The organism is uncultured Microbulbifer sp. (assembly GCF_947504145.1).
In the GTDB taxonomy this organism is placed as follows: Bacteria; Pseudomonadota; Gammaproteobacteria; order Pseudomonadales; family Cellvibrionaceae; genus Microbulbifer.
Map to the genome: position 1 here is coordinate 220329 of NZ_CANNGQ010000002.1, position 13730 is coordinate 234058.

The 13730-nt window shown below is 58.5% G+C and carries 12 protein-coding genes; 10 read left to right on the top strand and 2 right to left on the bottom strand.

Annotation, left to right across the window (positions count from 1 at the left end):
- Positions 1-327: 327 nt before the first annotated feature.
- The 9 genes from Q1A74_RS07510 (at position 328) to Q1A74_RS07550 (ending at position 11295) form a co-directional block, all read left to right on the top strand.
- Positions 328-3024 (top strand): hypothetical protein, encoded by a 2697-nt coding sequence (locus Q1A74_RS07510; protein ID WP_299594282.1) that lies wholly within the window; start codon positions 328-330, stop codon positions 3022-3024.
- 3 nt (positions 3025-3027) lie between these two features.
- On the top strand, positions 3028-3867 hold the full coding sequence (locus Q1A74_RS07515) for a hypothetical protein (RefSeq protein ID WP_299594284.1): 840 nt from the start codon (positions 3028-3030) through the stop codon (positions 3865-3867).
- Complete coding sequence (locus Q1A74_RS07520; RefSeq protein ID WP_299594286.1) at positions 3837-4493, top strand: outer membrane beta-barrel domain-containing protein; 657 nt, start codon at positions 3837-3839, stop codon at positions 4491-4493. The genes Q1A74_RS07515 and Q1A74_RS07520 overlap by 31 nt, the downstream gene beginning before the upstream one ends.
- A gap of 35 nt (positions 4494-4528) precedes the next feature.
- Entirely contained in the window at positions 4529-5014 is a 486-nt protein-coding gene (locus tag Q1A74_RS07525; protein WP_299594288.1) for a TlpA disulfide reductase family protein, read from the top strand.
- A 36-nt stretch (positions 5015-5050) separates the two neighbouring features.
- Positions 5051-5248 carry a DUF4266 domain-containing protein gene (locus tag Q1A74_RS07530; RefSeq protein WP_299595566.1) on the top strand — a complete coding sequence of 66 codons (198 nt, stop codon included), beginning with the start codon at positions 5051-5053 and terminating at the stop codon, positions 5246-5248.
- A 79-nt stretch (positions 5249-5327) separates the two neighbouring features.
- Positions 5328-6395: a DUF3570 domain-containing protein gene (locus Q1A74_RS07535; protein WP_299595568.1), complete on the top strand. Its 1068-nt coding sequence runs from the start codon at positions 5328-5330 to the stop codon at positions 6393-6395.
- Positions 6396-6749: 354 nt separating this feature from the next.
- Positions 6750-9539 (top strand): TonB-dependent receptor, encoded by a 2790-nt coding sequence (locus Q1A74_RS07540; protein ID WP_299594290.1) that lies wholly within the window; start codon positions 6750-6752, stop codon positions 9537-9539.
- Between the two features lie 146 nt (positions 9540-9685).
- The gene (locus Q1A74_RS07545; RefSeq protein WP_299594292.1) at positions 9686-10234 is read left to right on the top strand and encodes a sigma-70 family RNA polymerase sigma factor; all 549 of its coding nucleotides are present in this window, start codon (positions 9686-9688) and stop codon (positions 10232-10234) included.
- Positions 10234-11295 (top strand): FecR domain-containing protein, encoded by a 1062-nt coding sequence (locus Q1A74_RS07550; RefSeq protein ID WP_299594294.1) that lies wholly within the window; start codon positions 10234-10236, stop codon positions 11293-11295. The genes Q1A74_RS07545 and Q1A74_RS07550 overlap by 1 nt, the downstream gene beginning before the upstream one ends.
- Before the next feature lie 333 nt (positions 11296-11628).
- On the opposite strand, the gene Q1A74_RS07555 is transcribed toward Q1A74_RS07550, so the two are convergent.
- Together Q1A74_RS07555 and Q1A74_RS07560 are read right to left on the bottom strand one after the other, a co-directional pair.
- Entirely contained in the window at positions 11629-12711 is a 1083-nt protein-coding gene (locus tag Q1A74_RS07555; protein WP_299594296.1) for a tyrosine-type recombinase/integrase, read from the bottom strand.
- Between the two features lie 10 nt (positions 12712-12721).
- Positions 12722-13111 carry a helix-turn-helix transcriptional regulator gene (locus Q1A74_RS07560; RefSeq protein WP_299594298.1) on the bottom strand — a complete coding sequence of 130 codons (390 nt, stop codon included), beginning with the start codon at positions 13109-13111 and terminating at the stop codon, positions 12722-12724.
- Positions 13112-13315: 204 nt separating this feature from the next.
- Here Q1A74_RS07560 and Q1A74_RS07565 point away from each other — a divergent pair, with 204 nt between their 5' ends.
- Positions 13316-13720, top strand: coding sequence for a hypothetical protein (locus tag Q1A74_RS07565; RefSeq protein ID WP_299594300.1), 405 nt, complete (start codon positions 13316-13318; stop codon positions 13718-13720).
- The last annotated feature ends 10 nt before the right edge of the window (positions 13721-13730 follow it).

Below are 13730 nucleotides of genomic sequence, written 5' to 3' on the forward strand. Positions count from 1 at the left end.
GCGTTGGGTTCTCGTCGCGCAGCCGGGTCGGTGGTGAGAGCCGCGCGTTTTATTTTACCTATTGATAGGCAATCGATAGTAAAGAATGTGGAATGATTCGCCAGCGGCAAAAAGATAAAGCGAGTACTGGTTGGCAAAAACCTTGTGCACAGCTTGAGAGTGTGTGAAGCAATCGCGAAAATCGGGGCATAACACTCCGGCATTTTTTGTCGTACACAAGTCCAGTCATCCCGCCGCGGTCACAGTGAGTGATCACTTTCTCGCAGAAAGAACGCTGTAAAAGCTGGTGAATGGTTGCGCGGATGAAACTGAGATGAGGACCATCCCTTGAATAAATTTCGTACGCTGGCGGCAACTGCCAGCGGACTGTTTTCACTGCTCTTGCTTGCCGGTTGCTCCGGTGGCAGCGGTGAAGGCTCGAGCCTCGGCGGCGGCGATCAGGCAGAAGACCCGGTGGTGGTGGATTACCCGGTGGTCTATGTGCGTCGCACCCTGAACCGGGACGAAGACGATGTGTTGATGGTGGATAACCTCTATACACCATCGGCGTTCAACCCCGGTGCCGAGCTGGTTATGCGCGATCGCGCCACCGCCACTGCGCCGGAGCAGGTGTTGACCGAGGAGCTATTTGTCAGTGATGAAGAGGCCGGCATTGTTTTCGAGGGCGGCTACGACGTAAAAGACCTGACCGTCTCCGCGGATGGTGCCCAGCTCGCTTTCGCTATGCGTGCGCCCAATATCGAGGGGCTGGACGACGAAGAGCAGCCCAGCTGGAATATCTGGTTATACGAATTTGAATCCGCACAACTGACCAGAGTGATTCAGTCTGATCTGATCGCCGAAGAGGGTGACGATATCGCCCCGGCGTTCCTGCCCGATGGCCGTATTGCCTTTACCTCCACTCGTCAGCGCCGCTCCCGCGCTCTATTGCTCGACGACAATAAACCGCAATTTTCCGCGCTCGCCGAAGATCTGGAAGAGCCTGCGTTTGTGCTGCATGTGATGGAAGCAGACGGCAGCGATATCCAGCAGATTTCTTACAACCAGAGCCATGACCTGTCTCCGACCGTCATGTTTAACGGCCGCATCCTGTTCAGTCGATGGGACAACATGGGCGGCGTCGACCGCCTGAGCCTGTACACCGTCAAACCGGACGGCACCAACCTTCAGTTCCACTACGGCTACCACAGCCAAGCCACCGGCACCGGATCCGGGCCAGACCCGATTCCCGCCGCCTTCAGCAAGCCACAGCAGATGCCGGACGGGCGCATTCTGGTCACCCTGCGCGCGCCGGAGGGTATTACCTACGGCGGCGATATGGTGGTGATCGATACGGAAAACTATACCGAGGCTTACAGTGAGCCTGAGCAGGAAGGTGTTTTGCAGGGGCAGGAATCCCTGTCGGTTGAGCAGGTGATCACCGACGGCGGCCTCTCGCCGCACGGCCTGTTTGCCAATGCCTGGGCCTTTCACGATGGCACCAGCCGGCTGTTGGTGAGCTGGAGCGAATGCCGGGTGATCGATCCGGAAACCGAAATGCCGCAGCCCTGTACCGACGAGTGGCTGGCAACCCCGGATATCGTTCCTGCCGATCCGCTCTACGGGCTGTGGATTTACGACTATATCGAGGGCACCCAGCGCCCGATCATTCAGCCGGTCGAAGGGGAAATGATCAGCGAAGCGGTGACCGCCGATACCCGCCCGGTGCCCGAGTTCATACCTCAACCCATCCCCGGAATCGATATCGACCGCGATCTGTTCGATGAGGGTATGGCGGTGCTGGATATCCGCAGCGTGTACGATTTCGATGGCACCGCCGCGCTGGATATTGCCGCGGTTGCTGACCCGCTGCAGACCACCGCTGCTGAACGCCCCGCGCGTTTCCTGCGGGTGGTAAAAGCGGTGGGCATTCCCGATGAAGACACCCGGGATTTCGACCGCTCCGCATTCGGCCGCAATCGCTCCCAGCTGATGCGTGAAATCATCGGCTACACGCCGATTCAGCCAGATGGCTCCGTGCGGGTAAAAGTGCCTGCGGATATGCCGCTGGCAATTTCCGTTGTGGATGCCGATGGCCGCCGTATCGTCGGCCGCCACAGTAACTGGTTGCAGTTCCGTGCCGGCGAAGTGCGCAAGTGTCAGGGGTGCCATAGTCGCGACAGCGAAGTGCCTCATGGCCGCACTGATAAAGAGCCAGCGTCGGCGTGGGCGGGGGCGCCCACCAGTGCGGCACCGTTTGCCAATACCGAACCAGCGCTCACCGCCGAGATGGGCGAGACCATGGCTCAGCTGATGGCGCGGGTGGCTGGCCACCCGCAACTCGAGGGCGATCTTCTGTTCTCTGACCTGTGGACCGATGCCAACCTGCGGGAGAAGGATCCTTCAACCGAGCTCCGTATCAGCGACCTGCCGGTGCCGGAAATGGCACCCACCAGCCTTCCCTGTCAGAGCGAGTGGACCAGCAACTGCCGTACGGTCATCCACTATCAGCAGCATATCCAGCCGATCTGGGATCTGCCGCGAGAGATTGTCGATGACATGGGCACTGTGCTGGAAGACCGTACCTGCACCGCCTGCCACAGCAACCGCGACGCCGCCGGTATGGCCCAGGTACCCCCGGGGCAGCTGGACCTGCGCGGTGACCCGTCCGGGGTCAACAATAACTTCAGCACCTCCTACGTGGAATTGATCTTTGACAATCCCACCGAAGAACTGCGCGATGGTGCGGTGCAGAATGTGCTGGTGCAGGATACCGACGACGATGGCAACCCGCTGTTCGAAACCGATGAGAATGGCGAGCTGATTCTGGATGCCGATGACAACCCGATTCCTGTTATGGTTACCGTCAATATTCAGCGGATCATGAATACCAACGGGGCCAATGCCAGCCGCTTCTTCGACGTGTTTGAGGCGGGCGGTTTCCACGAGGGTGAATTGTCCGCGGCAGAGTTGCGTTTGATTTCAGAGTGGCTGGATATCGGTGCGCAGTACTACAACAATCCCTTTGAAGCACCGGTCGATTAAATAATGAATTGCCAGTCCGGAAAACAAATCATCAGCCTGGCCGCGCTGCTCGCCGGTTTGCTTGTGGCCAGCCAGGCAGTGGCCCAGCAAGACGCGCCGGAAGATACCCCGGTTGTCGAGAGCTTCTCTGCCAGCCAGTTTGCCGAGCGCATTCCCGAAGGCGTGCCGGACGATGCCGAGCAGGTGGTCAACGGGGCCGAATTTCTCAACCTGTACACTGGCCCGGGTCGCGGCTATGTCATCGACCATGTCGTGGAGTACGGCGAGCGGTTGTGGCTGCTGAAGCGTCGTACCGACTGGGTCAAAGTCATGACGCGCACCGGTAAAACAGGTTGGACAAAAATCTCCGACCTGGACGAAATCTTTGCCGTAGAAGGCGAGCAGGTGACCGTGCCCACTCCGGGTATCGACGACTACCGTGACCAGGGTTTTCGCCTCGGTTTCGCCTACGGCGACTTCGCCGGTGCAAATTCCCTGGGTGTTTCCCTCGGCTATCGGTTTACCGGAAATATCTCTGCTGAACTGCGTGCGACGCAGACCATCGGTGCCTATTCCGATAGCCAGACCTACCAGGTTGCACTGCTGCATCAGCCGTTCCCCCAGTGGCGACTCTCGCCGTATTTCATGCTCGGTACCGGCGTTAATATTACCTCGCCCAACGCGACCATCGTCGCCACCGAAGATCGCCAGGACACCACCATGCTCACCGGCATCGGTGTAACCACCTATTTATCCCGCCGCTTTGCGCTGCGCGCGGAAGTTGCCAATCACTACCTGCTCACCTCGCGGGAAAATAACCAGGAGATAGTCGAATGGAAATTGGGATTCGACGTATTCATGTAACACTGGCCTGCGCCCTGTCCATTGCCGGTTTGTCCTCCGTGTCGCTGGCTCAGGGGGATGCGGTGATTGATGAGATCATCTCCCCGGATCTGGAGCGCCGCGAAATTCGCGAGGCCAAAATCGACAGCGAAGATTTCGAGGTGACCGCCTATCTGGGTGGCATCATGAATGTGGAAGACTTTGGCAGTAACGCCCTCTATGGCGGCAGTCTCGCCTACCACATCAACGAAGACTTTTTTATGGAAGCCGCCTACGGGGAGACCACCCTGGGTGAATCCAGTTACGAGCGCCTCAGCGGCTCGGCACCATTGCTGACCGATGAAGAGCGCGAGCTATCCATGTACAACCTGTCACTGGCCTGGAACTTCCTGCCCGGGGAAATTTTCATTTTCGACAAGTGGGCGCTGAACAGTAACCTGTACCTGATTGGTGGCGTGGGTAACACCAGCTTTGCCGATGAAGAACACTTCACCTACAACGTGGGGGTGGGGGTGCGAATGCTCGCGCAAGACTGGCTGGCTCTGCGTCTCGACGTGCGCGACCATATTTTCGAGCACGAAATTTTTGGTGAGCCCGTCACCACCAACAATCTCTCCGCCCAGCTGGGCGTTTCCATTTATTTCTGACCATTAAAAATTGAAAACAACAACCGGAGAATTCCATGCGTAAACTGATTGCCGCTCTCTGTACCAGTGCCGCTTTACTGGCGGGCGCGCCAGCTTCCGCCAATGTGCCGGCCGCGGACTTCACTCTTGCGTCATTGAAAGACGGCAACCTGAAGCTGAGCGAACAGCGCGGCGAAGTAATCATGCTGAACTTCTGGGCCTCCTGGTGCGGCCCCTGTCGCGAGGAAATGCCGTTGCTTAACGACCTGCACGCCCGCTACGAGCCGGTCGGCTTTCAGGTGTGGGGTGTCAACGTGGATGCCAAGCGTGAAGACGCCCAGGCAATGCTGAACAAGATTCCGGTGGAATTTCCGGTGTTGTTCGATGCCCAGAGCGACGTGAGCAAAATGTTCGGTGTGGACGCCATGCCCAGCTCGGTATTTATCGATCGCGACGGCAATGTGCGCTATGTGCACAAAGGCTACCGCAGCGGTGATGAAGCCGAGTACAAAAAAATCATCAAGGAACTGATCCGGGAATAAGCCATGATCAAGCGCGCGCTGTTACTGTTGCCCATCATGCTGCTGCTCGGCGGTTGTGAAACCATCATGCCCGAGCCCTGGGTAAAGCCCTACGAGCGGCACTACCTCGCTGACCCCATCATGAGCTTCGAGCGGGATCCGGTGGCGGCAGGCTACATGAACCATGTGTACGAAGCGCGCGAAGCAGCCCGCGGCGCGGAAGGTGGTTCTGGAGGCGGTTGTGGCTGTAACTGATTTCAGAAAGTTAGCGGGCCTGTTGGCGGTATTTCTACTCGCTACCAATGCATCCGCCGCGGTCTTGCCCGAAGAGCGCATGGACACCATGTATCACGGTTACAGCGGTGGTGGTGTCACCATCGATGGGCCATCGGTACTGGTACGCAAAAATATAGGCAACACTGTTTCTCTGTCCGCTAATTACTATGTGGACATGATCTCTGGTGCATCCATCGACGTGCAGGCCACGGCGAGCGCCTATACCGAGCAGCGCGACGAGTTTTCCCTCGGGGCGGACTACCTGGTGGAAAAAACCACCATGAGCCTCAACTACACCAACTCCAGTGAAAGTGACTATCAGGCAGAAACTGTCGGCTTTGGCATCAGCCAGGATTTCTTTGGCGACCTGAGTTCACTATCTATGCGCGCCAGCTACGGCAGCGATACGGTAATGCGCAACGACGACGGTGATTTTTCGGATTTTGCCGAGCACCGTCGCTACTCTCTCGGCTGGAGCCAGATTCTCACCACCAAGCTGATCGCCGAGTTGAGTGTGGAAACGGTGTCCGACGAGGGGTTCCTGAATAACCCCTATCGCAGCGTGCGCTATGCCAACCCGAATACCGATCTCGGGTTTTCCTACCAGGCTGAGCTCTATCCAAGAACCCGCAACAGCGACGCCGTGGCTCTGCGTGCAAAATATATGCTGCCCTACCGTGCGGCGATCAAAACGGAATACCGCCGCTACGCCGACAGCTGGGGAATTGACGCAGACAACCTGGAGCTGCGTTATACCCACCCGCTGGAAGCAGAAAACCTGATCCTCGAGGGCAAGCTGCGTTTTTACAAACAGAATGGGGCGGATTTTTACAGCGACCTGTTCCCCTATGCGGATGCCACCACCTTTCGCGCACGGGATAAAGAGCTGAGTGATTTCACCAGTACCGCCATTGGTATCGGCGCCTCTTATCAGTTGCCCGAGCGCTGGGCACTGTTCGATCGCAAGCAGAGCGTCAATCTTTACTGGGATTATGTGCTGTTTGACTACGAAAACTTCAACGATGTGCGCGTGCACAACAATAGTGCTGACTTCCTTCCCGGCGAAGAACCCGCCTACAGCTTTAATGCCCACGTGGTGCGATTGTTCTGGTCTATGTGGTTCTGAATTCCTCGCCATAAAACAAATACACAGGGGAGCCCGACGGCTCCTCTGCTTTCCTGTTGTTTTCCGGCCACTCCCCCCTGCTCACCCTCGATGGCGTACTTTTAAACCTGTGTATTCCGCCGTGTGATTCGACCGGCACTTCGGGGAGTGGATTGCCCGTACCTGGACGTCACAGCTTGTCAGGCCATGGTTTGTTGTTGTATGTTTTCCAGTCAAAACAATAATCAACCGTGTGCGTGAAAGAAGCGGCAATCTCCCCAGTGGACGGCACCAACCTCTGGAGAATGATTACAAGCTGCCATCGCGTCACCGGACTCCCGCACAAATCGCGGGAACAGCGATGACGACTTGCCTATGCCACAGACCTGCCACAGGTCCCTCTGCGCCTTACTGCTGGCGACACAGCTGAGTGTCGTACCGGTGGTATTTGCTCAGGAAGATCCGCATTCAAAAGCCGTTATCGACACCGGGCCCTCAGCCGCCGACAGCTCGAATGCCCCCACTTACCTTTTTCAGATACCCGCGCAGCCGCTAGACCAGGCCCTGCTCGCTTTTTCCAGCCAGACCGGGCTCGCGGTGATGGTCGCTACGGCCCAGGACCAGTCCGCCAATACTCCCGACGAACCCGCGCCCAGGGTCAGTGGCGAATACACCGCAGAAGCGGCCATGCAGCAATTACTGGTACAGACCGACTTCCGCTTTCGCCGGGTCGATGGCCAGGGCATGGTGATATTGCCTCCAAAGGTCGAGCCTGCCCCGCGAGAAATGGAACCTGAAGATAAGCCTGCACCCCGCGCGCTACTGGAAGAGGTCGAAGTAGTGGCGAGCAAGCGCCGCACCAATTTACAGCAGACCCCGATGACCGTGACGGCGATCAGTGGCGCTACGCTGGAAGAGCGCAATATCGACAGCCTGCAGGCACTCGCGGCCGAAGTGCCCAGCCTGCAGGTTCAGCGCAACGGAGACCATACCGCTTCCATGCTGTATTTGCGGGGCGTTGGATCGGATAACCATACCGAAGCCGGCGACTCCGGTGTCGCCACCCATGTGGACGGTATTTTCAGCAGTCGCGTACAGGGCTCGGCCGTTCTCCTTTACGACCTGGACCGGGTGGAAGTGTTACGAGGTCCTCAGGGCACGCTGTTTGGGCGCAACTCCACCGGCGGTGTCATCAACTATCACACTGCGCGGCCGCAACAGGCGTGGTCCTCAGACGTGTCTGTTTCGGTTGGGAACTACAACCTGCAGAAACTCAACGCCGTGGCCAATGTACCGCTCACTGAAGACTTTGCGCTGCGCTGGGCGACGGTTTCCGAGCGCGCGGATAGCTACACCGATTACACCAGCGACTCCGTTTACGCGGATCGCGCCAATCGCTACAACAACACCGACCTGTTCAGTCATCGCCTCAGCGCCAGTTGGCAGATCACCGAGAGCGTGGACTGGTGGCTCAGCTACGAGCGCTTTGAAGACCGCGGTGCCGGCAGCCTGCCGGTGGTGGATTACGAAACCCCGGTCACCATCGACACCCCCGGCTACACCAGGCTGGATCAGGATGCCCTGCGCAGCCGCCTGGAGTGGGATCTGGCCGCGGGTCATTCCCTCGTGTATATCGCCGGCTACGGCTTTACCAGCCGCCAGCAGGACTGGGATGCCGACCGCCTCGGCGCCGTGGGCAGCGAGACGGATCCGGCCATCTACCACCAGAGCAACCGCACCGTCTGGTCCGAGTACCGCGCCCGCCAGCACGAGTTGCAATTGAAAAGCCCCGACGACCGGCGCCTGCGCTGGCTGCTCGCTTACTTCAACTTTGCCGAAAAAAACGCCATCCGTTTTGACCTGGAGCACCAGGAGCCCGACGGCAGTGGCTGGGGCGATGCACCGGCACACAGTTTCCAGCAACCCGACCGTGGAACCCGTCTCGACGCCTTTTACAGTCAGCTGGATTACGATCTGACACCGCAGTGGCAGATCAGCGCCGGCGCCAGAACCGGGCGTGACCAGCGCTACGATCGCGGCGGGCGCAATGTCGCCTGTCCGGATCTGATCCGCAGTGATCGCGGCGGCGAACTCGGGCCAATTGCCGTAAACCGTGAATCCGCCGCGCCGGACCAGTGTTTCGTAGCCAACTACAACGATGTAGACCAGACCTGGCGCAGCACCACCGCGATGGCGCGGCTTTCCTACCAGCCCAGTGATCAGACCCTGCTGTATCTGCATTACGCCGAGGGCTTCAAACCTGGCATCGTGCAGGATGGGGCCAAGCTTTCCGGTACCTTCTCCGGCCGCGAGGACCCCGGGTTTGACGGTGCGCTTAAAGCGCTGATTGCGCGCAACAACAACGGCGCTGCGTTTGTCGGCCCGGAAACCAGCGCCAATTTAGAAGTGGGCTTCAAGCTCGGCCTGCTGGATGGCGGCATGACCCTGAATGGGGCCCTGTTCGATACCCGCTATCGCGACCTGCAGGTATCCGGCATCGCCGTGGCAGAAGACGGCACGGAGCTGATCCGCAGCACCAACGCCCCGTCGGCGACCATCCGCGGCGTGGAGCTGGAGCTGAACTGGGCCAGCAGTCTGAACGGCCGGCTTGCCGGCTTCCTGTCTGTAATTGACGCCCGCTACGATCACTTTCTTGCCGTCGACAATGAGTTTCCCCTGTATGGCCAGACCTGGAACCCCGGCGCCGGTAATCCGCAGGTGCCGGACCTGCTGGACTTCAGCGGCAATCGTCTCAAACAGGTGCCCAAAGTCAGCCTCGGCCTCAACTACCGCCACGGCGTGACGCTGGGCAATTGGGGCCGCGCCACCGGCCGAGTCGGATTGCGCTACGCCTCCAGTATGTATTTCGACGAGGCCAATCGCGGCGACCGCACTGGCATCCTGCTCGACAACCGCACCGGCCAGTGGATCGACGACCCGGCCGGCCCCGCGCCGGATGTGGATCGCCAACCCGCCTACAGCTTGTGGAACGCCGGCCTGAAGATGCAGCCTGCGGTCGGCAACTGGTGGCTGGATATCTACGGCGTAAACCTCACTAACATCGCCGTCGCCAACGATGTACAGGAAGCGGATATCGCCGTGCCCGAGTACTATTACGGCGCCCCCCGCACCTTCGGCCTGCGCATTGGCCTGCATTTCGACTGAATAACCGATAGTTTTACTTTTTTTCACGCTTGGGGGGACGATTGAGTCCCCCCTGACGTTATATCGACGAGAGAAGTAGATTCCAGCGCCCGTAGAGGCGTCAAAAGAGCAAATAAATACAACAAAAAAGATGGTGAAGAGAATCCATGGCGACAGCGTGGGCGAGCCAGTTGGCGACCGATAACGACAAAGACCTGGATCATTACTACCGCGAATATCAGCAGGAGCTGTGTCGATACGCGGTGAGTAAGTTCGGGTTGTCATACAGCGAGGCCGAAGACCTGGTGCAGGAGGCGTTTGCGCGCATGGCACCCCAGCTTCGGGTGGGCGATATCGAACACGTGAGAGCCTTCCTGTACCGGTCGGTGCACAACGCCACGATTGATGCGTTGCGCAAAGGTCAGGTGCGGGAGAGCTACGCGCAATCGGTGCAGGACGATCCCGAGCGGGATCAGGACACTCGCAGCCCCGAGCGCGTGGCCAGCAGCCGGCAGTTTCTGGGCCTGATCAGTCGCGCCCTCTGGGGAATGCCCCACAAGCGCCGGCGGCTATTGTTGATGAATCGTGTCGATGGACTCTCCTACGCGGAAATCGCGCGTCGCGAGGGACTTTCGGCAACCGTAGTGAAAAAGCACGTAGCGAAAGCTCTGGCTGGATGCCAGGAAGCGCTGCGCGTACATGGTGGAGAATTGTGATGACGACTGGCAACAGTCACCAGCAGACTGACAACCGGCCCCCGGATGCCCGGCAGACAGAGGCCGAAGCCCGCGAATGGTTCATGCTCAGAGCGGAGCGCAGCCTAAGCGCCAGCGAACAGTCTGACTATGACACCTGGATGCAACAGGTACACAACCGCAGCGCCTATCAGCGCCTGGAGCAGATCGATCGCAGCCTTGCGGCTCTCGCCGCTGGCGAAGAGGGCGCGCGTCTGCGTCAGCCCGGCGGCATCGATGGGGTAATGGAAAAACTGCGCGGCGTGTTTGGCAATCTCGCCGGCCCCGTATCTGGTGTTGCCTTCGCCTGCACCCTGATGCTCGCCGTTGGCACGGTCTACCTCGCCCCCTGGCAGAGCGAACCCGGTCCGCAGGCGTATGCCTCCGAGCTGGCCCAGCAGCGCACGCTAACCCTGGAAGACGGCAGCCTTGTCACACTCGGTGGTGACTCCGCAATTGAAACCGCATTTAGCGGCGAGCGTCGCCAGGTAAAACTCCTGCGCGGGCAGGCCTTTTTTGAAGTGAGCAAAGACACAGAGCGTCCCTTCTTCGTCAAGGTTGCCGGAGCTGAAATTCGCGTGGTCGGCACCCGCTTTGACGTACACGCAGGCAGCCCACAGAACGCCGCGATAAAAGTTACCGTGGAAGAAGGCATTGTCGACGTCTCCAGTACCGGCCCCGCGCGAACCGGTAGTACGCCTGCGGCAAAAGTCCGCCTCCTCGCCGGTCAGCAGATCAGCGTCAGCGAACAACAGTTGAGTCGCGTCAGCAGAGTGGACGCCACTCAGGTCGCCAGCTGGCGCCAGGGGAAATTCAGTTACCGTGACGCGCCACTTTCCGAGGTCGTCGCCGATGCCAACCGCTACCGGAAACACCGCATCGTAATCGGCGCCGAGGAACTGGAAAAGCTGCGCGTAACTACCGCATTCAATGCAGATCAGGCCGATACTCTTGTGACCATGCTGGAGCAGTCACTGCCGGTGAGGGTGTTCAAGGAACCGGACGGCCGGGTGGTTATCTGGCCGGGGACGGTGGAAGAGTAGAAAAAGCAGTTATAAAAAGCCCGGGCTTTCTATGAAGGTCCGGGCTTTTTTGTGCCTGTACCCATCTTCTAATCGTCAGCCGTTGGGCTGATTCCGCCTCATCATTTTGAGTAGGTGTTCAGCAACTGAGCGTTAGAGTCGGGGGGATAGAAGCTTGGAAGCGAAGGATATAGCGCGATGTAACCCGCAAGAACCATAAGAAACGGCAATAAAAAAAGCCGCACCCTTTCGGGAGCGGCTTTTTATATGGTGCCCAGAGGCGGAATCGAACCACCGACACGGGGATTTTCAATCCCTCAAAACGGCTCTCGTTAGGACGCGTATCGCCGCAAATCAACCGATTTCGGCATTTTTTACGCTGGCTTGTACTCCTTCCCGCTCGTCTGCGTTGACACTTTGTTGACGCTTCAGGGTGGCCAGGGGGTTCTTCTCTACCGCGTCTGCCAGGTGCCTGGGGGCCAGTTTTGCGTACCTGACCGTCATGGTCAGGGTCTGGTGACCGAGGATGTCTTTCAGCTTGAGGATATTGCCGTCGTTCATCACGAAGTGACTGGCGAAGGTGTGGCGCAGAACGTGGGTCATCTGCCCATCCGGCAGGTGGATTCCGGCGCGCTCTACTGCCCCGCGGAATGCCTGGTGGCAGGTCTGCGGGAACAGGCGGCCAATCCTCGGGCGGCCACGGCGCAGCTCGTCTTCCAGTTCGGAGTCGATGGGTACCGCCCGGGCCTTGCTGTTCTTGGTCTTCACATAGTGGACCTTGCCCTGCCGGATCTGCTCACCCCGCAGGCTCTCCGCTTCTCCCCAGCGCGCTCCGGTGGCCAGGCACAGCCGGGTGATCGCCAATACATCCGGGTTTTTGGATTCTTCCAGCTCAGCCAACAGCGCGCGGATCTGGTCTAGCTCCAGATAGATCAGAGCCGATTCATCCAGCTTGATTTTCGGAACGTCTTTGAGGGGGTTGCCGTGCGGCCAGTTGCGCAGCTTGCTGAGGGTGCCGAATACGGCGGATAGGTAGGCCTGTTCGTGGTTGACGTTGTTGGGGGATACCAGCTTGTCACGCTTCTGCTGCTTTTCGGTGAGACGGCGGTTCCGGTACCGCAGGAAATCTTCACCGGTAAATGTTCGTGCAACCGGATTGCCCAGTCGCTTGCAGATTCCGTCCAGCTTCCCTTTGCGCTTGGTGCCATCCTTCAGCGTGTGGCCGTGCAGTGTGTACCAGTCTTCAACCAGATCCTGCAGGCGGCGGTTGTCTTTCGAGGGTGGGGTCCAGTCACCAGCACCAGCCTGAGCCTTCTGCTGGGTCTCAAACAGTTCCGCATCCTTTTTTTTCGTGAAGGTGCGCCGGATACGCTTGCCACCACGGCCTTCAGGCTGGATATCAACCTGCCAGCCGGTTTTTACCTTTTTGATCGCCACGGCATAACCCTCAGCTGGCCCGCTTGATCTTCTCTTCCAGGTAAAAACCGCTGGGGATCTGTCCCGCTTCGATCTTCGCCGCTACCAACCGGCACAGCTTTTCCTGACTGGTCTTCAGGCCTTCGAGGTCGATATCGCCCTCATAAGTCAGCCACGGCATCAACTCCGGAAACATCTGCCCGATCTTGGCAAATTCATCCTCAGCCACCCGGGCCTTTTTCTGTTCGATGTTTTTTATCCGGACCCAATCAATATCTATCAGCTGTCCGAACTCTTCCCTGGTCATGCCCATCAACTCGCGGATCGCCTTCAGGCGGTCTCCAGCTCTCAGTTTCATTCCTTTTTGTTCCTCGTTCATAAATTGATCAGCCGCAATCCGTGCCGCATTCTTTTCATGCACGTTCCGCGCCGTTTATACACGCGGGGGCGTAAAAAATCCAACTCTGAAAGCTAATTATTACTCCTGCACAGGTTAAACGTGAACAAATGCGGGTGTTTGAGGGTAATAAATATCCATTGAAAGCTAAAAAGGTGTTGACTTGTCCATGCAGGGGTAAATAGTATCTCTCAACAGGTACACACGACTATCAACACGGAGCGAACAATGGAACAACAAATAAGCCCGGCAAACAGCAGCGTGCGGAAAGCACCACCGGTGGTACTGCCGAGCCCTGTAATGACCCGCGAAAAATTTGCAGAAGTCTCTGGCCTGCGTGAAGGACAAGTGCGCAGCCAGATCGAACGCGGGCACCTGCCTGTGTACTACATCGGCCGCCTGGCGCTGGTGAACATCGCGGTATTGGCATGGCCGGAACTGGATCTGGTGCCCTGCCCGATGATGACCAAAGACGCCTTCGCCAAGGTCTCCGGGATGCGTGAAAGACAGGTCGAATCCCAGATCGACCGCGGCAACCTTCCCGTGAAAAAACTCGGCCGCCTGTCCGTGGTGGATATGTCCGAGCTGGTAAAGCGGTGCCTCGCCAATAACAACAACGTAGTCACTCTTTAACCCCGCCCGG